This is a genomic window from Allosphingosinicella sp. (assembly GCF_035626655.1).
Taxonomy (GTDB): domain Bacteria; phylum Pseudomonadota; class Alphaproteobacteria; order Sphingomonadales; family Sphingomonadaceae; genus Allosphingosinicella.
In genome coordinates this window covers 35,058-54,761 of sequence record NZ_DASPNF010000012.1, presented here as the reverse complement: position 1 = coordinate 54,761, position 19,704 = coordinate 35,058, and the positions used below count along the sequence as shown (strand labels likewise).

Sequence of the window (19,704 nt, the reverse complement as noted above, 5' to 3'; positions counted from 1 at the left end):
TCAGGCCCGTCACGTCATAGTTGAAGGTGCCGCTATAGCTGCCCGCCGCAAGCCGGACATTGTCGTCCGCAACGGCTTCGTCCAGCGCCGCCTGGAGACCGGCAAAGGCGGTGGCCCCCACCAGCAGGTTGCGCTGGCCAGTGCCGTCGATGACGATCTCGGTGCGCTGGAGGAAATCGTTGCCCTCCGTGGACGTGATCACCCAGCCGAGGACCGTATCGGTGAACATGAGGTCCGGGTCGAGGTAGACGGCAGTATCGATGCCGGCCTCGCCGTCGATCAGGTCGTTGCCGGCATCGCCGCTGAGCAGGTCGTCGCCGCCGCCGGCCAGGATCGTGTCATTGCCGCCGAAGCCGCTGATGATATCAGCCGCACCCGTTCCCAACAGCGTCTCAGCGAAATCGCGGTAGTCGAAGCTGGCCACGCCCGGATCGTGATCCGACAGGCGCGGGCTGGCGTCAGGGCCCGTCCCCTGGGCATTATAGCCGGTATTGATGTGAACGACGTCATAGGTGGCGACGTTGCTCAGGAGGCCGTTGGCGATGACGTGATCGATCGCCTGGCTCCGGCCGTCGAACGTATAGGTGTAGCGTTCGGCCTCCGGCAGGGTCAGGGTGAGATTGTCGAAGCGGGTGCCGCCGACGCGTGCCGCGCCGTCCGCCAGCGTGTAACCGGTGACCGTCGTGAGAGGCCGGTAGAAGTAGAAATCATTGAAGTCGCCGCCGGCGACGATGCCGGCGCCGGTGCCGCTGCTCTCGATCAGGTTGAGCACGGCATAAATGTCCTGCGCGACCTGATTACGCTGCGCCCAGCCGCTATTGTCAGGGTCGCCGGTTTCAAGATTCTGGTTGACCTGCCAGAACTCGCCCGAGCCGCCCTTGGCCGGCAGGTGGTTGGCGGTGACGTAGACGGTGTTGCCGTTGAAGGTGAACTCGCCGAGCAGCGAGCGGCGGGTGCCCGCCCAGTCGCTCGGATTGATCTCGCCGCCGCCGACCATGTTATCGGAGAAGGCGATCAGATCGCCCGCGTCGCGGACGCCGTCACCGATCCGGTCGGTATAGGCGCGGCGCTCGGCCAGGGTCGCATTGGCGTCGAGGTCGCCGAGCTGGACCCGGTCGGTATTGTAGAGGAAGCCGACGCGGATGTTGCCGCCCGGCTCGCCGCCCTCGCTGCCATTCGGCTCCTCATCCACCCACTGATAATGCTTGCCGGTGGCGGCGTTCACCGCGTCGACCAGCATCTGCCAGGTCAGGGAAGCGTCCCTGCTGCCGGCCCCCGGGCCGTTATTGTCCTGAATTTCCTCGATACAGATGATGTCCGGGGACTTGAGGTTGTTGGCGATTGCGTCGGCGAGGCCCGTGAACTTGGCGGGATTGTCGAGGGCATCGAGATTCTCGACGTTGAAGGTGGCGACGGTCAGGCTGCGCGGATCGGCGCCGAGCGCCGTCGTCTCACGCTCCGGAATGCCGCCATTGACGAAGCCGCCCGGCTCCATGCCCGTGACGAACAGCTTGCGGTCGGTGAAGTCGAAATCGATGATCCCGGTGACGTCGCCGAGCAGGTCGCCCATCGTCGCATTCTGCAACAGGTCCGCCGGAGGCGCGGTCGCGAAATCGGTGAAATCGAGCTCGATGACGTCCGGATTGACGTCGCCGTCATGGAGGTGGCGACCGCCATGATTGGTATCGTCGCCCGTCTCCGGCGTGTCGGGCGGCCCGATCGGCGGATCGCCGGCGATCGTATAACCGCCGCGGCTGTTGATCTGGTCGGGGTTCGCGCTGTCCAGCGAATAGGCCTGCAGGATCGGACGGCCGCCCGAGGTAGAGACGAAGCCGTCGGCGACGACCATGTCGGGGATGGTGACGAGCATGCCCTCGACGGCCTCGAAATATGAGAGCGCGTAGACCGAGGCGTCGAACGTATCCCCGGCGCCGTCAGAGGAATCGAAATAATCGGGGGTGACGCCGGTCAAGACCTCATTCGGCATGTTGGTGAGCGTCAGCGTCAGCTGGGTCAGCGAATTGCCCTGGCTGATGACCGACAGCCCGGTCGGGTTGACGAGCACGGTGCGCGGCATCGAGCTGAACGCCTGATATTCCATGACATTGGCGCTGACCTGGACAAGGTCGCCGACCGTCACGCCCGAGACGACGTTGCCGACGCCTGCATCGTTGCGGGTCATCACGAAGATGCCTTCGGACGTGTAGGTGTTGCCGTCCCAGTCGGTGAATTCCTCGGTCAGGTAATAGCCCTGGCGCTGGCCGACATTGTCGACCGCGGTGACGACCGCGCGGACGATGACGGTCGCGCTCGAGGCCACGTTGAAGCTGTGAATGCCTTCCGCAGCGAGGATGGGGCTGAAATAGGACGTGCCCTGGATGTCATGGATGAAGATCGGATCGTCGCTGGCGATGGTGCCGATGCCGATGCCGTCGGTGATCAGCGCGTTGTTCGTGGCGTTGCTGAGCAGGACCTGGAGAGTCTCGCTGAGCTCGGACTCGGTGTCGCCGTTGACCGTGACCGAGACCGTGACGGTATCGCTCATCTGCCCCGCGGCAAAATTCACCGTCCCGCTGGCTGCAATATAATCGCTGCCCGCGGTCGCCGAGCCGTCAGCCGTCTGCCAGTCGACGGAGAAGGCATCCGTGCCTCCGGTCCGCGTGACGGTGAAGGTCATCAGAACCGTGCCTGCATCGCCCTCGACGACGGTGACGTCGTTGATCGTCACCAGCGGCGGCGGGCCGTCATCGTTGACGATGGTGCCGGTGGCGGTGCCGTCGGCGATGGTCCCGCCGCTGACGTTCGACAAGGTGACCGTGAAATTGTCGTCGCCCTCGGGGTTGAGGTCGCCCTGGACGTTCAGAGTGATGGTCTGACTGGTCTCGCCGTCGGCAAAGCTGACCTGGCCGGTGAACAGCTGGCCCGCGACGAAATCAGCGGCATTCGCATCGAACGGCCCGCTGCCGAAATTGACCGTATAATTGGCGGTGACCGGGCCGGCCGAGGAGCCGTTGCGGGTCACGGTGAAGGTGATCGGGGTGGTGCCGGCATCGCCCTCGAACACCGCGGCGTTGGCGATCGAGAGGCTCGGCTGGCTGACCTGGCTGCTGACGATAATGTCGTCGATGCCGACCCATTCGTCGTTGCCGGCCGCATTGACGGTCATGATTCGGATTTCGAGCGTCGACGCATTGTTGGCGCCGGGCGGCAGGATGACGTCGAGCGCGGTGACCTGGGTGGCGCTGCCGCCCGTCGTCACATCCGAGAAATTGCCGCCAGGGACGTTGGTCCAGCTGCCGTTCGGATCGGTCCGATACTGGACGTTGACCTGCTGAGCGGCATTGTCGGACGTGGTGTCGATGTCGCGCAAACTGGCCTGAAGGCGAATATCCGCCCGGCCGGTGGCGTCCATGTAGAGGACGATGCTGGGGGCATCGGCGGTGCCGGAGCCCTGAAGGCCGATCGTCGGATCGGCGAGCTCAAATTCGCCGACACCGCCGGATGTGCTGGTCGTGGCGCTCAGGTTGGCGATGACGTCGACGGCCCCCAAGGCCGGGCCCGTCAGCGTCCGCGGATCGACATTCGTCGGGCTGGCGGCGTCGATGTCGCCGAGATAGCCGATGATATAGGGAACGTCGCTCCAATTGTCGTTGAAGGCGATCCGGCTGGTGTCGGTCCAATGTTCCTCGAAAGTCCCGGAGGCGAGCGAGAAATATTGCGGGCCGTCGTCATTGGTGATCGTGCCGGTGGCGCTGCCGTCGCCGATCGCGGTGCCGACCGGATTGGATAGGGTGACGGTCAGCGTCTCGTTCGCTTCGGAGATGTCGTCGCCGATCACTGGGACGAGGATCGTCTTGCTGGTCTCGCCGGCGGCGAAGCTCAGCTGGCCGCTGAGCGCGAGATAGTCCTGGCCGGCGACCGCGCTGCCGTCGGCGGTGGCGAAATCCACGGTGGTCGTTCCCGCGGCAGGCAAGGTCAGGCTGACGGTGAAGGAAAGATAGGTGACGCCGTTGTCGCCCTCGACGATCGCCGCATCCGCGATCGAGACGGCCTGGGTGACGTCATTGTCGATGATCGTGCCTGTGGCCGTGCCGGTGCCGATCACGCCGCCGACGGGATTGGACAGGACGATGCTGAAGAATTCGTCCGGCTCGTCGTCGAGGTCGCCGCGCACGGGCACGCGGATTTCCTTCATGGTCTCGCCGACGCCGAAGACGACCTGGCCCGTGGTCGTGACATAGTCGTTGTCGAAGCCGGTGGTGGTCGCCAGGGCGGTGCCGTTCACCGTCGTGAAATTGACCGTCACGAAGCCGCTGGTCGGCGCCTGCGAGAGCGTGACGATGAACACCATGTCCTTGGTGTTGGGCGGATCGACCTCGGTGTCCTGGGCATTGGCGATCGAAATCACCGGGGTGTCGTCGTTGGTGATCGTGCCGGTGGCGTCGTCATTGGCGCCGATGTTGGTGGTGACGGTGCCGTCGGTGTTGCTCGCGGTGGTGAGGGTGAGGGTAAAGCTCTCATCGGCCTCGATGGTGACGTCGCCCTGGACGTTGACCGTCACCGTCGCGCTGGCCTGCCCGGCGGGGATGGAGCCGCTGAACACGGTCGGCACGGTACCGCCGACGAAATCGGTCCCGTCCGTGCTCCCTGCCGCGATCGTTCCGGAAAAATCGAGCTGGCCGGTGGTCCCGCCGGTGCGGGTGACGGTGAAGGTATAGGCGGTGGTGCCGCTATTGCCCTCGTTCTGGGTCACCGAGACCGGATTGAACTGGACCGTCTGGGTCTCGCCGGCCGGCGGGGCCGCGCTCGGTGTCAGGAAGAAATCGTCCACGGCAAGCCCGTCGTCGGCGCCGGTCGCGTCGACATCGACCCAGCGGATCCAGAAGGTCGCGCCGTTGGCGATGGTCAGGCTGGTGATGTTGAACGACAAAGCGGTTCGGTTCGCCGCGTCGTTGCCGACCAGCGAACGGGCAAGGCCGGTCGTGATTGGGGCGTTGAAATCGAGCTGGTCGACATTGATCCAGGTGCCGGTGGTGAGGCTGGTGGCATCGAAGCTGATCTGGAAGTCGAGCTTGTCGGCGACCGTGCTGTGGACGCCGCCGAACCGCCATTGCTCGCCGACATAGCTGATCAGCAATTCGGTGACGGTGGCCCCGGTATTGTTGGTGAAGGCCGCGCCGAAATTGGGGAAGAGCGTGCCGCTACGCAGCTCGCCCAGGGCCCGGTCGGTCTCGCCGACAACGCCGTAGCTAAAGGTGTCGCCGGTGGTGGAGCCGCCGGCGTCTACGGCATATTGATCATTGTCGCGGGCGCCGCCGCCGGCTTCATCCATGAACCATCCCGGCAAAGGCTGGGGATCGTTGTTCAGATTGTTGGTCGTGCTGCCGACCGTATTCGACAGCGCATCAAAATTCTGGCCGTATGTAGACCCCGAAATGGTCAGCGAAACCGGCGCGTTCTGCGGAAGCGGCCCGACGTCTTGCTGCGAGAGGGGGCGGGACGACGAGACAAGGTTGGCGAAGCCGTGCGCGGCGCCCGCGATCAGGCGGTCCGAGCGGAGTGAGTCGAGAAAGCCCGTCTCGTTCTGGTCGACAGGCCGCAAGGCCAGCAGCTTCGATTTCATTAGGGCATCCCCCTGTTCGATGACGGCGCGCCGGGAAGGCGCAACGCGACGGAGGAGCGAATCCCCCCTTTGATGGCAGGAGGATGCCGCCGCCTTGTGACGGCTACAAGACTCTAAATACGGGATTTACCGTAATGATCGCCCGCCTCGCGGAGTCAGCTCAGCGGCAGCTCGCGCTGCTCCGGATCGAACCGCCGCCAGCCGCCGGGGCCGAGCCGCTCCAGCGGGCGGAAGCGGGACTTGTAGGCCATGCGCTTGGCCTCCTCGACCCAATAGCCGAGATAGACATAGGGCAGGCCAGCGCGGCCGGCGCGGACGATATGATCAAGGATGATGTAGGTGCCGAGCCCGGCCCGGCCCGCATCGTCGGGCTCGAAGAAGCTGTAGATCATCGACAGGCCGTCGGCCTGCTGGTCGGTCAGGCAGGCACCGACCAGGCGGCCCGGCACGCCGTCGACCGAGGGCTCGCGATATTCGACGATATAGGTCTTGACCGGGCTCTGCTCGACCATGTCGCTGAAATCGTGCTCGTCCATCTCGACCATGCCGCCGTCGGGATGACGGGCGCGGAGGTAGCGGCGGAGCAATTCATATTGCTCCTCGGTCGCCCAGGGCTTGCAGGCGGTGACCTCGAGATCGCCGTTGCGCTTGATCAGCTTGCGCTGGGTGGCGTTGGGCTGGAAGTCGCTGGCGACGACGCGGACCGAGATGCAGGCCGAGCAATCGAGGCAGGAAGGGCGGTAGGCGACGTTCTGGCTGCGCCGGAAGCCGATCCGCCCGAGCGCGTCGTTCAGCTCCCCCGCATGCGGGCCGCTGAGCTCGGTGAACACCTTCCGCTCGGTCTTGCCCTTGATGTAGGGGCAAGGCGAGGGCGTGGTCACGAAGAACCGCGGAAAGCGGAAAGGTGCGCTCAATTCGACTCCACCGGACGGCCTGATTGCCGCTTTGCGGTTATGATCCGCGTGTGCGCGGTTGGGAAGCGCCATCGCCCCCGGCAAGGGCCCGATGCGACGGTCCGTGTCAGCTTGGGACGACCCGCTTCCGCACCTATGAATAGGAAAAGTTACCGCGGACCGGAAGGGGGCCGGACGACGAGCGGACCATCTGGCGCGGCGGCCAAACAGGCCTTATCGCCTGACGTCATGATCCGACTGATGCTTTTCCTCGCCGCGCTGCTCCTCGGCGCCGCCCCCGCCGCCGCCGACATCCTCGTCGACAATGTCAACGGCTACACCCTGCGCGAGGACGGCCGGCTGGTCCGCTTCCAGGCGATGTGGATCGGCGACGACGGCAAGGTCCGGCAATTGTTCGAGGCGGGCGACCGGCGGCCGTCGCGCACCGCCTTCCGGATCGACGGGCGCGGCCGGACCCTGATCCCCGGCCTGATCGACGCGCACGGCCACATCATGGGCCTCGGCATGGGCGCCCTGCTCATCGACCTCAGCGACACGAACAGCCTGCAGGAGGCGCAGGCGCGGATCCGCGCCTATGCCGCCGCCAATCCGACGCCGCGCTGGATCGTCGGCCGGGGCTGGAACCAGGAGCGCTGGCGGCTCGGCCGCTTCCCGACCGCCGCCGATCTCGACGCCGCGGTCGCCGACCGGCCGGTCTGGCTGGAGCGGGTGGACGGCCATGCCGGCTGGGCGAACACGCTGGCGATGCGCGAGGCGAACATCAGTGCGACGACGCAGGCCCCTTCGGGCGGCCGGATCGAGCGGACCGGGCGCAACCCGAGCGGCATCTTCGTCGACATGGCGATGAGCCTGATCGAGCGGGCCGTGCCGCCGCCCTTGCCGCTGCAGCGCGACCGGGCACTGGAGCGGGCGCAGGACATCCTGCTCTCCTTCGGCATCACCAGCGCCGCCGACATGGGGACGAGCGCGGCGGACTGGGCGGTGATGCGCCGCGCCGGCGATGCCGGCCAGCTGCGCATGCGGATCTTCGCCTACGCCTCGGGGATCGACAATCTGCTCGCCGTCGCGGGCACGCGGCCGACGCCCTGGCTCTATGACGGGCGCCTCAGGATGGTCGGCGTGAAGCTCTATCTGGACGGTGCGCTCGGCTCGCGCGGGGCCTGGCTGAAGGCCGATTATCGCGACGCGGCCGGCCAGCGCGGCCTGCCTCTGCTCAACGACACCGAGCTCAAGAACCAGATGAGCCGGGCGGCGATGGACAATTTCCAGGTCGCGGTGCACGCGATCGGCGACCAGGCCAATGCGACCCTGCTCGCCGCGATCGAGGAGCTTTCGGACACCTATAAAGGCGACCGGCGCTGGCGGATCGAGCATGCCCAGATCGTCGATCCCGCGGACCTGCCGCGCTTCGCCCGCAACTCGATCATCGCCTCGATGCAGCCCACCCACCAGACCTCCGACCGGCTGATGGCCGAAGCGCGGATGGGGGCGGAGCGGCTGGCCGGCGCCTATGCCTGGCGCTCGATGCTGGAGAATAGGGTGCCGCTGGCCTTCGGCTCGGACTTCCCGGTCGAGAGCCCGAACCCCTTTCCGGGCCTCGCCGCCGCGGTGAGCCGCGAGGATGCGGAGGGGCAGCCGCCCGGCGGCTGGTTCCCGCAGCAGCGCCTGTCGATGGAGCAGGCCTTTGCCGGCTTCACCCGCGGCGCCGCCTTCGCCAGCTTCGCCGAGGACCGGCTGGGCACGCTCGAGCCGGGCCGCTTCGCCGACTTCATCTTCATCGACCGCGACATCTTCGCCAATCTCGACCAGCGCGCGGTCCGCGAGACCCGGGTGCTGGAGACCTATGTCGGGGGACGGCGGGTGTGGGCGCGGGAGAGTGCTACAGCAAGGTGAGCTGAGCGGGAGGTGGTGTGATGGGTGTGACCGGTATCTTCCTTCCGCTCGCGGCCCTGGCGCTTGGGCAACCCGCAGCAGCGCAGGCCGACCCACCGCCGACTCAGGACGATGAAGGAGAGCAGAATGTGGAAATCCGGATCGGGTGGGATCCGCGCCCGCTTCCGTTCGGCCTGAACCTCGATTCACGCGCCCGCCCGCCCCGGTCGCTGACCGAGATGGTCGACCGGATTTATCGAGCTCTTCCGCAGGACCGTATCGATATGTTCGCGGCCTATCATGGCGATAGGGATTTCGAGCGGGTAAGGGCGCGCTTCGACAGCACGGTCGATTTTTTCCGGGACCTCTACACCCACGAAATCCTAATCGAAGCCTTCCGGATTTGGCGCTTTTCCGATCGTCATTTCTGGTTCGATCGCGCCAGACGATGTGTCGGCGACAACTTCGTTGCCCAGGTTGCGATCCAGTTCGGTATGAGGCGCTATCGGGAAGTGGGCGATGGCCCAGAGCCGTCGCCCGTTCGGGCACGGATCGGCGGCTATCTCATGGCCGATCTTGCTTCCCGGCGGCTATTTGCGCTCTGCGACCGACTTTACAGCCCCGGCCGCGTGAACTTTGAAATGGGGCGGCCTACAGCGCGGTGAGCTGGCCGGTGGTCAGGATTTGTGGCAGCACCTGCGGCTGCGGCGCGCCGGGGGCGTAATAGAGGTAGAGCGGCACGCCGGAGCGGCCCTGCGCCTCCAGGAAGCGGCCGATCGCGGCGTCGCCGAGCGTCCAGTCGCCGACCAGCACCTTGATGCCGCGGGCGCGGAAATGCGCGGCGACCTCGGCCGAGGCCATGGCGCCGCGCTCGTTGACCTTGCAGGTGAGGCACCAGTCGGCGGTGAAATAGAGGAAGACCGGCGTGTTCGCGGCGCGCAATTGGGCGAGGCGCGCCTCGCTGAACGGCTCGGCGGGGAGCGGGCCCTCGGCGGCGCGCGCCTCGGGCGGGAGCGGGCGGAGCAGCCAGGCCGGGCCCGCGACGGCGGCGAGGATCAGGGCCCAGGCGAGCAGGCGGCCGCCGCGGCCCAGCCACCACAGGGCGATGCCGAGGGTCAAGGCGGCGGCAAGGCCGAGGGTCATGCCGTCGACGCCGGTCTGCCGGCCGAGAATCCAGGCGAGACCGAGCGCGGTCAGGAACATCGGCACGGAGAGGATGCGCTGCAGCTTCATCATCCAGAGGGCGGGCTTCGGCAGCCGCCTCCTGAGCGCCGGCACGAAACCGAGCAGGAAGAAGGGCAGAGCAAGCCCGAGGCCGAGGCCGGCGAACAGGGCCAGCGCCTGCCAGGCGGGCAGGATCAGGGCCGCGCCGAGCGCCGCGCCCATGAACGGGCCGGTGCAGGGCGTGGCGATGAAGGCGGCGAGGGCGCCGGTGAAGAAGGCGCCGACCGCGCCTTCCTTGCCGGCCAGCCTGCCGCCGCCGGTGATCATCGGCAGGTTGAACAGGCCGGCGAGATTGAGCGCGATGGCGGTGACCAGGAGGAGCAGCAGCAGGATCACCTTCGGATCCTGCAGCTGGAAGGCCCAGCCGACCATCTCGCCGCTGGCCCTGAGGATCAGCAGCAGGCTCCCGAGCGCGAGACAGGTCGCGATCACGCCGGCGCTGTAGGCCAAGGCCTCGCGCCGCGCCGCCGCCTCCGTCTCGCCGGCGCGGGCGAGATTCAGCGCCTTCAGGCTGAGGATCGGGAAGACGCAGGGCATGATGTTGAGGATCAGGCCGCCGAGCAGGGCGCCGAGCAGGGCGGCGAGGAAGCCGGTGCCCTCGACGCCGCTAGCGCCGGGCGCCGCCATGCCGCGCTGGGCGACCGGGGTGCCGGCCGCGGGCACGTCGCCCGGGCGGGCGGTGAAGGCGAGGCCGTTGCCGGCGGCGAGCTGAAGCACGCCCTCGATGCTCTGCTGCTGGGCCGCGCGCAGGCCCGCGCTCGCCTCGACGATCAGCAGGTCGCCGCTGCGCGAGATCGCCTCCGGCGCGCCGTGCCGCATCGTGTCGGTGTTGGCGACATAGACATAGGGATCGGGCAGCGGCGTCCCCGCGCTGAGCGGGATAGCGAGGCGGAGCCGGCCACCCGCGACCGCGAAGCGGGCCGGCTCGGCGATCGGCCGGGGCAAGGCGGCGCGGTACCGGTCGAAGGCCGGGTTGCGCGCGCCCGGCCGGCCGGTGGTCACCTGCACGGTGACATTCGCGGTCTCGGGCACGCAGATTTCGGTCGTGCAGATCAGGTAATCGAGCCGTGCGTCGATCGGGAAGACGACGCCCGGCTCGGCCTCGGGCGGGACCTCGATGGCGACGAGCAGGGCATGGTCGCTCTCGTAGACATAGTTCATCAGGCCGAGCGCGATCAGCCGGTGCGGCACGGGATATTGCAGCGGCCCGGCGCGCCAGCCCTCGGGCAGCCGCCAGCGGACGCGCGGCTCCGCGCCGGCATCGCCGGGGTTGCGCCAATAGCCATGCCAGCCCTGCTGCGGCCGCATCACGAAGGCGAGGGTGAGCCTCGTCCCGGGCTGCACCGCCGCGGTCTCCGCGGCGAGGCTCACCTGCATGTGCGGCCCGCGGCCCTGCGGCTGCGCCTGGGCCGGAACGGCGAGCAGCAGCAGAAGGGGCAGGAGGAGCAGGGCCCAGAGGCGATTCATGCGGCGGCTATATTGGAGGAGTCATCCCGGCGGAAGCCGGGACCCATGCGCAAGGGGCTTTGCAGGGAGGCGACATCATTGCCGCCTCTCCCGTCCTGCCTGGTGTCCATGGGTCCCGGCCTTCGCCGCGATGACCCAGTGGAAGCTAACGCCGCTCGAGGCGGGTGATCTGGGGGTCGAGGCGGTTGTTCTCGATGGTCAGCGGCTGGCCGCTTTCGTCGGCGACGAAGGAGGTGCGGCGCTGCAGGCCCGGGACCAGCCCGGCCTCGTTCTGGGTGATGGCGAGGCCTTCCGAGCTGTGCTGCCGGCCCTCGGCCGCGACCATGATCAGGGCGCTGTAATTCTCCTTGTTCTCGCCCTGCACGAAGGTGTTGCGGGCGATCGTGCCGGTGGCCCCGTTGGAGAGGTCGATCATGTAGTTGGTGGCGCGGCCCTGGCTGTCGTCGAAGCTCGAATCGGTCACCTCGATCCGGGTGCCGCGGCTCTTCACATAGTGGCCGCCGGTGCCGCGCTCGAAGCGGCTGCGGGTAACGATCAAAGTACCGGTGCCGCTATTGTAGATGGAGTGGGAGCAGCCGAGATCTTCCGGGCAGCCGCCGAGCTCGGAGAAGGTCGACTGATCGACGCGGATCGTGCCGCTCGCGTCATTGGCGACGAGGATGCCGTTCTCGCCATCGCGGAACAGGCTTTCGCGGACCAGCAGATCGCCCGATTCGAGGCGGATGCCGGCTCCGTTCCGGTCTTCGACGCGGATGTTCTGGAAGGTGATGCCCTCGACCCGCGCGGCCTCGCCGTTGAGGACGAGCGCGCCCTTGCTCTCGCAGGCGACGCCGTCGAAGACCACGGTGCCGGGCGTGCGGGCAACATAGGCGACGCGGCCCGCATTCTGCACCGCGCACATCCGGTAGGTGCCCGGCGCGATCATGATCGTGCCGTTGCCGCCGCCGACCGCGGCGACCGCATCGGCGAGATTGTCGAAGGTCTCGCCGCTCTCCTGGATGGTGAAGGGCGCGCCGGCCGGTTGGGCGGGCAGCGGCGTCGCCGCGACGGCGATGCAGGCAAGCGCGAGCAAGGCGAGGTAAAGCCGGTTCATGCGTAGCGAAGTGACCCGCCGCGGCGTTCGTGTCGAGGCCGGAACGGGGTTAACAAAATGGTGACCCGGATCGGGACGAGCCGGCGCCCGGAATTACCGCCGTCATTCCAGCGGAAGCCGGAATCTCGTTGCCTTCATGTTGCCTTCAGGAAAGAAGTGGGATTCCAGTGGCCGCTGGAATGACGAGGTGGGCGTGATGAAGCGATCGGCCTTCTACCTGCTTGCCATGGCACCCCTCCTGGGGGGCGCCCAGGCCGCCACGCCGGCCGCACCGGAAACCAGCTGGTACGCGATCGCCGCCGAGAATGGCGAGCGGATCGGCTACGCCTCGCGCGAGATCGTCGACACGCCCGAGGGACGGCAGGTGATCGACTATAGCCAGGTGCGGGTGCGCGACCCGGGCGATCCGACGCGCCGGATCAGCGAGCGCAGCGTGACCAGACTGGACCGGTCGGGTCGGGTGGTCTCGATCAGCGACTCCTCGCGCATGGGCCTGATCGAATCGACGATCGAGGTCCGCATCGCCGGCGACGTCGCCGAGATCGTCCGCGTCGCGCACCGGGACCGGCGGACGCTCCGCGTGCCGCTGCCGCCGGGCATCCGCTTCGACGGCGGCGAGGGGCTGCTGCCCGGCTGGGACATGCGCGCCATACCGCGGCTCGAATTCTTCAACTTCAACATCGTCTCCATGGCGCCCGAGCGCGTGGTGATCGTGCCGCTGAACGGCGGCGCACCCGACGCGGAGGGGCACGTCCCGGTGCTCAGGACGCGCTATGACGGGACGGAGCTGAGGGCGGTAGCGCGGCTGCTGCTCGATCGCCAGGGGCGGATCGTGACGATCGCCCAGCCGATGTTCGGCAATTATGTCAGCACCCGGCTCACCGACCGCGCGACCGCCTTGCGGCCGCATCAGCCCTATCAGGTGATGACCAACGCGATGGTGCGCGCGCCCTATCGCGTGCCCGACGAGTCGATCTTCGGGCATTTGCGGTTCCGCTTCTCCTTCCGCGACAATCTGCAATTCCCGTTGCCCGAGACGGGCGAGCAACGGGTGCGGACCGAGGGCGACCAGGTGGTGGTCGACATCTGCCAGACCTGCGGCCCCGGGCTGGCGACCGATGCCGCGAGCCTCGCCGACGCCCGGCGGCCGACCGCCTGGCTGCAGAGCGACCATCCCCGCCTGCAGGCGTTCGCCATGCCGGTGGCGCGGCTGCAGGTCTCGGAGACGCGCAAGATGGAGATGCTGCGCTCCCGCGCGGTGCCGCTGATCCCGCGGGTCGATTATGCCGGCCATTTCTCGGCGCTCGAGGCGCTGAACCGCCGGGCCGGGGACTGCACCGAATCGGCGGTGCTGCTCGCGGCGCTCGGCCGGGCGGCGGGGATCCCGACGCGGGTGGTCAGCGGGCTGACCTATTCGCGCGTCCCGATCCTCGGCACGGCCAATAGCTTCATGCCCCACTCCTGGGTGGTCGCCTATGTGGACGGGCGCTGGAAGAGCTTCGACCTTGCGCTGGAGCGCTTCGATTCCTCGCATATCGCGCTCACCGTCGGCGACGGCGATGCGCGCTCGATCATGGCGGCGAGCCAGCTCGCCAGCCTGCTGGCCTGGGAGGCGATGGTCGAGGTGAGGCGGCGGCCCGCCGCGACGGGCAGCTGAGTCAGCCAGCAGCTACGTCATTGCGAGCGAAGCAACCCGGAACGGTCCCGGGGATCCGCTGGGTTGCTTCGTCGCTACGCTCCTCGCAATGACGGAGAGCGATCTTACCGGGTCGGAGCGGGCGCCGGGGCCGGAGTCCGCGCGGGAGCGGGCGCCGGGGCCGGAGCGGGCTCGTCCTCATAGACCACGGGGACGGTCTGCAGCCGTGTGTCGGCCTGCGACCGGCTGGCGGTGCGGCCGTCATTGGCGGCGCCGATGACGGTGACGCGCTGCTCGCGGTCCTGCGCGGCGCCGATGACGGTCACCCTTTGCTCACGATCCTGGGCAGCCCCGATGACGGTCACGCGCTGCTCGCGGTCCTGCGCGGCGCCGATGACGGTAACCCGCTGCTCGCGATCCTGGGCGGCGCCGACGACGGTGACGCGCTGCTCGCGGTCCTGCCCGGAAGCGATGGAAGGAACCGCCACAGCGGCGGCGGCAATCAGAACGAAAGTGCGCTTAGAGCCCATGACACGTCTCCCTTCCGAACCTTCCCCTGCTGTCGCTGCAGAAGGTGCCTTTTCAGATTAACCGCCGATGAAGGGGTCTTGTTTCGAAGCGTCAGGTGTTTCGTGCTCCGGCGAAGGCCGGAGCGTTGCGAGACCAGGCTCCTCTTGCGAACCGAATCGTGCTCACCCGGCGCTCCGGCCTTCGCCGGAGCACACAGGCGGGGTCAGTCCAGATTCGGCCGCAGCCAGCGCTCCGCCTGCGCGAGGTCGACGCCGCGGCGCGCGGCATAATCCTCGACCTGGTCCGGGCCGATCCGGGCGACTCCGAAATACTGGCTGTCGCGGTGGCCGAAATAGAAGCCGGAGACGGCGGAGGTCGGCAGCATCGCGAAATTGTCGGTGAGGGTGACGCCGGCGGGGTCGCCGCCGAGCATGTCGAACAGGATCGGCTTCAGGCTGTGGTCGGGGCAGGCCGGATAGCCGGGCGCGGGCCGGATGCCGGTATAATTCTCGCGGATCAGATCCTGATTGGTGAGGTGCTCGGTGCCGGCATAGCCCCAGACGGATTCGCGGACATGGCCGTGCAGGCGCTCGGCAAAGGCCTCGGCGAGCCGGTCGGCCAGCGCCTTCAGCAGGATGTCCGAATAATCGTCATGCTCGGCCTTGAAGCGGGCGAGGTGCGGGTCGATGCCGTGGACGGCGACGGCGAAGCCGCCCATCCAGTCCTCGCCGTCCGGATCGATGAAGTCGGCGAGGCACATATTGGAGCGGCCCTCGCGCTTCTTCACCTGCTGGCGGAGCATCGGCACGCGGGTCCAGTTATTGCCGGCGAGGACGAGGATATCGTCGCCCTCCCGCCGGCAGCGCCAGAGGCCGACGCGGCCGCTCACCTGCAGCCAATGCTCGGCGATGATCCTGTCGAACATCGCCTGCGCGTCCTGGAACAGGCCGCGCGCGCTCTCGCCGACGACGGGATCGTCGAGGATGGCAGGATAATTGCCGGCGAGCTCCCAGGCCCGAAAGAAGGGCGTCCAGTCGATATGGTCGCGAAGCTCGCGGATCGGCCAGTCGCTGAAGCTGTGGATGCCGGGGCGGGCGGGGGATGGCGCCTTGCCCGACGGATCCCAGGGAAAGTGGTTGGCGCGCGCTTCCTCGAGCGTCGCCAGCTCGTTCTGGCCCTTGTTGGCGCGGGTCTCTCGGATCTCGCGATAGTCGCTGCGCGTCTTCTCGACGAGCGGGTCGCGCTGGGTGTCGGAGACCAGGCTCGAGGCAACGCCGACGGCGCGGCTGGCGTCGAGCACGTGGATGACCGGGCCTTCATAGGCCGGGTCGATGCGGAGCGCGGTGTGGACCCGGCTGGTGGTGGCGCCGCCGATCAGCAGGGGCAGCGCCAGCTTCTCGCGCTGCATCTCGGTCGCCACCGTCACCATCTCGTCCAGCGAGGGGGTGATCAGGCCGGAAAGGCCGATCATGTCCGCCTCATTCTCGTTCGCTGCCTTGAGGATATCCTGCCAGGGCACCATCACGCCGAGGTCGATCACCTCATAGCCGTTGCACTGCAGGACCACGCCGACGATGTTCTTGCCGATATCGTGGACGTCGCCCTTCACGGTCGCCATCACGATTCGGCCCTTGGCGGAGGTCGCGCCCGATTTCTCCTTTTCCGCCTCGATAAAGGGGATGAGGTGGGCGACCGCCTTCTTCATCACGCGGGCGGATTTCACCACCTGCGGCAGGAACATCTTGCCCGAGCCGAACAGGTCGCCGACGACGTTCATCCCGTCCATCAGCGGCCCCTCGATCACCTCGATCGGACGCGGGAAGGCCTGGCGGGCCTCCTCCGTGTCGTCGACGATGTGGGCGTCGATGCCCTTGACCAGAGCGTGTTCGAGGCGCTTGGCGACGTCCCAGCCGCGCCATTCCGCCTCGGCCTTCTCGCGCGCGGGATCGCTGCCCAGATATTTCTCGGCAAGCGTGACCAGCCGCTCGGTGGCGTCGTCGCGCCGGTCGAGGATCACGTCCTCGCAGGCCTCGCGCAATTCGGCGTCGATCGTGTCGTAGACGTCGAGCTGGCCGGCGTTGACGATCGCCATGTCGAGCCCGGCGGGGATGGCATGATAGAGGAAGACGCTGTGCATCGCCCGGCGCACGGGCTCGTTGCCGCGGAAGGAGAAGCTCAGGTTGGAGAGGCCGCCCGAGAGGTGGACGTGCGGGCAGCGCTTCCTGATCTCGCGGCACGCCTCGATGAAGTCGATCGCGTAGCGGCGATGCTCCTCGATCCCCGTCGCAACCGCGAAGATGTTGGGATCGAAGATGATGTCCTCGGGCGGGAAGCCGTCGGCGACGAGCAATTTGTAGGCGCGCTCGCAAATCTCCACCTTGCGCTGGAGCGTGTCGGCCTGGCCGGTCTCGTCGAACGCCATGACGACGACGGCGGCGCCATAGTCGCGGACCAGCCGGGCATGGGCGAGGAACTCTTCCTCGCCTTCCTTCATGCTGATCGAATTCACGATCGGCTTGCCGGAGACGCATTTGAGGCCGGCCTCGATCACGCTCCACCTGGAGCTGTCGATCATGATCGGCACGCGGGCGATGTCCGGCTCGGCGGCGATCAGGTTCAGGAAGGTGACCATCGCCGCCTCGGCGTCGAGCAGGCCCTCGTCCATGTTGACGTCGATGACCTGCGCGCCATTCTCGACCTGCTGGCGCGCGACCTCCACGGCCTTCGCATAATCGTCGGCCATGATCAGCTTCTTGAAGGCGGCCGAGCCGGTGACATTGGTGCGCTCGCCGATATTGACGAAGCGGCTGCGCAGCAGCGCCTCGTCGGCAGCCTCGGGCTCGAAAGCGGACACGGGATTGGTCGCCACGATCAGGCCGCCAGGATCATCGGCTCGATGCCGGCGAGGCGGGTGCGGCGCTCGACGGACGGGATGGCGCGCGGCGCGTAGCCCGCCACCGTCTCGGCGATCGCCGCGATATGGGCGGGCGTGGTGCCGCAGCAGCCGCCGACGATGTTGACGATGCCCTGCTCGCACCATTCCCGCACCTGGCAGGCGGTGTCGGCCGCGGCCTCGTCATAGTCGCCGAGATCATTGGGCAGGCCGGCATTGGGGTAGGCCATGACCAGAGTGTCCGCGACCGGCGAGAGCGCGGCGATATGGGCGCGCAGCTGCGCCGCGCCGAACGAGCAGTTGAGCCCGATCGTCACCGGCTCGGCGTGCCGGACCGAGGCCCAGAAGCTCTCGATCGAATGGCCCGAGAGGTTTCGCCCGGAGAGGTCGGTGATCGTCATGGAGAGCATGAGCGGCACGGCGCGGTCGACGCGGCGGGCGGCGTGGATCGCGGCCTTGGCGTTCAGCGTGTCGAACACGGTCTCGATCAGGATGAAGTCGACGCCGCCCTCCAGCAAGGCCTCGATCTGCTCGACATAGACGTCGGAGACGAAGTCGAAATCGACCTCGCGATAGCCGGGATCGTTGACGTCGGGAGAAAGGGACAGGGTCTTGTTGGTCGGGCCGAGCGCGCCCGCGACCCAGCGCTTGCGGGCGGGATCGGCGTCGGCGACGCTGCGGATGATCTTCGCCGCCTCGAGGTTGATCTCTTTCACCAGATGCTCGGCGCCGTAATCGGCCTGGCTGATCCGGTTGGCGTTGAAGGTGTTGGTGGCGAGGATGTCGGCGCCGGCGTCGGCGAAGCTCTGCGCGATCGACCGGACCACGTCCGGCCGGCTGAGGTTCAGGAGGTCGTTATTGCCCTTCTGGTCGCGCACGAGCTCGATCGCGCCGCGATAATCCTCGGCCTCCAGCTTCCTTGCCTGGATCTGGGTCCCGTAGGCGCCATCCTTGACGAGGATGCGGCCGGCCGCGGCCGCCCTAAGCTGCGCAGCGGCGGTCATTGCGGTCCGATCCGGGTCTGAGGCCGAGCAGGTGACAGATGGCGTAGCTGAGCTCGGCGCGGTTCAAGGTGTAGAAGTGGAATTCGCGGATCCCGCCGGCATAGAGCTCGCCGCAGAGCTCCGCGGCGAGGGTGGCGGCGACCAGCTGGCGCGCCGCGGGCAGGTCGTCCAGCCCTTCGAACAGCCGGTCGAGCCAGGACGGGATGCTCGCCCCGCACATCGCCGCGAACTTGCGGGTCTGGGCGACGTTGGAGACGGGCAGGATGCCGGGGGTGATCTCCGCATCGATCCCGGCGGCCGCCACGGCGTCGCGGAAGCGCAAGAAGCAGTCGGCGGAGAAGAAGAACTGGCTGATGGCCCGGTCGGCGCCGGCGTCGATCTTGCGCTTGAGATTGTCGAGGTCGGCCGCGGGGCTGACCGCGTCCGGATGGCATTCCGGATGGCAGCCGACCGAAATCTCGAAGGGCGCCACCTGCTTCAGGCCGGCGACGAGCTCCGCGGCATTGGCATAGCCGTCCGGATGCGGCGCGAAGGCCTTGCCCTGCTCGGGCGGGTCGCCGCGCAAAGCGACGATATGGCGGATGCCCGCCTCCCAATAAGCGCGGGCGATGTCGTCGATCTCGCCGCGGCTCGCCTCGACGCAGGTGAGGTGGGCGGCCGCCTGCAGGCTGGTCTCGCGCTGGATTCGCGCCACCGTCGCGTGGGTGCGCTCGCGGGTCGAGCCGCCGGCGCCATAGGTGACGGAGACGAAGCGGGGCGCGAGCGGCTCCAGCATCTTCACGCTCTCCCAGAGCGTCTCCTCCATCTTCGCCGTCTTCGGCGGGAAGAATTCGAAGCTCACCGCGATATCGCCCGCCAGATCCTCGAACAAGTGTCGGCCGGGCTCGGCGGAGGAGGGGTTCGGGTTCATATTTGCGGATATAAAGATATCTTTATATCCGTCAAGTTAATGCGGGCGCTTGCAATGTTTTCTTCTAGCGGCACTTACCAGGTCCGGCAGCATTCAGGGTCGCCATTGTCAAGTTCAGAGCGGGGCGCGCTGGAGGGATATATGGGAGACTGGGAGCGTAGAGGAGCCCAAGGATCAGGCGCCAATAGTAGAGGGGCTCTCACTCGATCGAATATATGTCGCCGTCGCTAATGTTTCGCTCGTATTTCATAGCGAGCGCGGTGGCTCTGACGGGTTCGCTTGGCGGCTGCACGACGGTGACGCCGCCAGCCACCACCCACCAAGCGTGCGCCACAGCGAGATTTTGCACGCTTCAGGGAATCATGACCGCTGAACCGGCCGCCCATGCCGTCATGGGAAGTCTGCGTCTTCCGGACGGAAATTGCGTCAGCGTTTCTTTGCCGCCCACGATTATCGCACGCCTCCGAGACGGCGGGCCGGAGATGATGACGATAAGTGGCCGGGTTTATGATGAACCTCCACCCGATAGAGACGTGATATTGGAGATTAAAGGCAGGA

The 19,704-nt window shown here is 67.5% G+C and carries 11 protein-coding genes; 3 read left to right on the top strand and 8 right to left on the bottom strand.

Annotated elements, in window-relative coordinates; translation table 11 throughout:
- Both VEC11_RS11945 and VEC11_RS11940 read right to left on the bottom strand, forming a co-directional pair.
- Positions 1–5,623 (bottom strand): Calx-beta domain-containing protein (locus VEC11_RS11945; RefSeq protein WP_464131524.1); only part of this gene is annotated, 5,623 nt, incomplete at its 3' end.
- A 155-nt stretch (positions 5,624–5,778) separates the two neighbouring features.
- On the bottom strand, positions 5,779–6,537 hold the full coding sequence (locus VEC11_RS11940; RefSeq protein WP_464131522.1) for an arginyltransferase: 759 nt from the start codon (positions 6,535–6,537) through the stop codon (positions 5,779–5,781).
- A gap of 228 nt (positions 6,538–6,765) precedes the next feature.
- On the opposite strand from VEC11_RS11940, the gene VEC11_RS11935 reads away from it, so the two are divergent.
- Together VEC11_RS11935 and VEC11_RS11930 are read left to right on the top strand one after the other, a co-directional pair.
- Positions 6,766–8,430, top strand: coding sequence for an amidohydrolase (locus VEC11_RS11935; RefSeq protein WP_464131520.1), 1,665 nt, complete (start codon positions 6,766–6,768; stop codon positions 8,428–8,430).
- Between the two features lie 20 nt (positions 8,431–8,450).
- Positions 8,451–9,074, top strand: coding sequence for a hypothetical protein (locus VEC11_RS11930; protein WP_464131518.1), 624 nt, complete (start codon positions 8,451–8,453; stop codon positions 9,072–9,074).
- On the opposite strand, the gene VEC11_RS11925 is transcribed toward VEC11_RS11930, so the two are convergent.
- On the bottom strand, positions 9,061–11,100 hold the full coding sequence (locus tag VEC11_RS11925; RefSeq protein WP_464131516.1) for a protein-disulfide reductase DsbD family protein: 2,040 nt from the start codon (positions 11,098–11,100) through the stop codon (positions 9,061–9,063). The genes VEC11_RS11930 and VEC11_RS11925 overlap by 14 nt on opposite strands.
- 145 nt (positions 11,101–11,245) lie before the next feature.
- Positions 11,246–12,193 (bottom strand): right-handed parallel beta-helix repeat-containing protein, encoded by a 948-nt coding sequence (locus tag VEC11_RS11920; protein ID WP_464131513.1) that lies wholly within the window; start codon positions 12,191–12,193, stop codon positions 11,246–11,248.
- Between the two features lie 196 nt (positions 12,194–12,389).
- Here VEC11_RS11920 and VEC11_RS11915 point away from each other — a divergent pair, with 196 nt between their 5' ends.
- The gene (locus VEC11_RS11915) at positions 12,390–13,850 is read left to right on the top strand and encodes a transglutaminase-like domain-containing protein (protein ID WP_464131511.1); all 1,461 of its coding nucleotides are present in this window, start codon (positions 12,390–12,392) and stop codon (positions 13,848–13,850) included.
- Positions 13,851–13,954: 104 nt separating this feature from the next.
- Here VEC11_RS11915 and VEC11_RS11910 read toward each other — a convergent pair whose 3' ends face one another.
- The 4 genes from VEC11_RS11910 to metF all read right to left on the bottom strand — a co-directional run bounded on the left by VEC11_RS11910 (position 13,955) and on the right by metF (position 19,146).
- Positions 13,955–14,359, bottom strand: coding sequence for a hypothetical protein (locus VEC11_RS11910; protein ID WP_464131509.1), 405 nt, complete (start codon positions 14,357–14,359; stop codon positions 13,955–13,957).
- A gap of 203 nt (positions 14,360–14,562) precedes the next feature.
- Positions 14,563–17,157 carry a methionine synthase gene (metH, locus tag VEC11_RS11905; protein WP_464131528.1) on the bottom strand — a complete coding sequence of 865 codons (2,595 nt, stop codon included), beginning with the start codon at positions 17,155–17,157 and terminating at the stop codon, positions 14,563–14,565.
- Positions 17,158–17,210: 53 nt separating this feature from the next.
- Entirely contained in the window at positions 17,211–18,236 is a 1,026-nt protein-coding gene (locus VEC11_RS11900) for a homocysteine S-methyltransferase family protein (protein ID WP_464131507.1), read from the bottom strand.
- Entirely contained in the window at positions 18,214–19,146 is a 933-nt protein-coding gene (metF, locus tag VEC11_RS11895; RefSeq protein WP_464131505.1) for a methylenetetrahydrofolate reductase [NAD(P)H], read from the bottom strand. Before metF ends, VEC11_RS11900 begins: the two co-directional genes overlap by 23 nt.
- Positions 19,147–19,704: the final 558 nt, after the last annotated feature.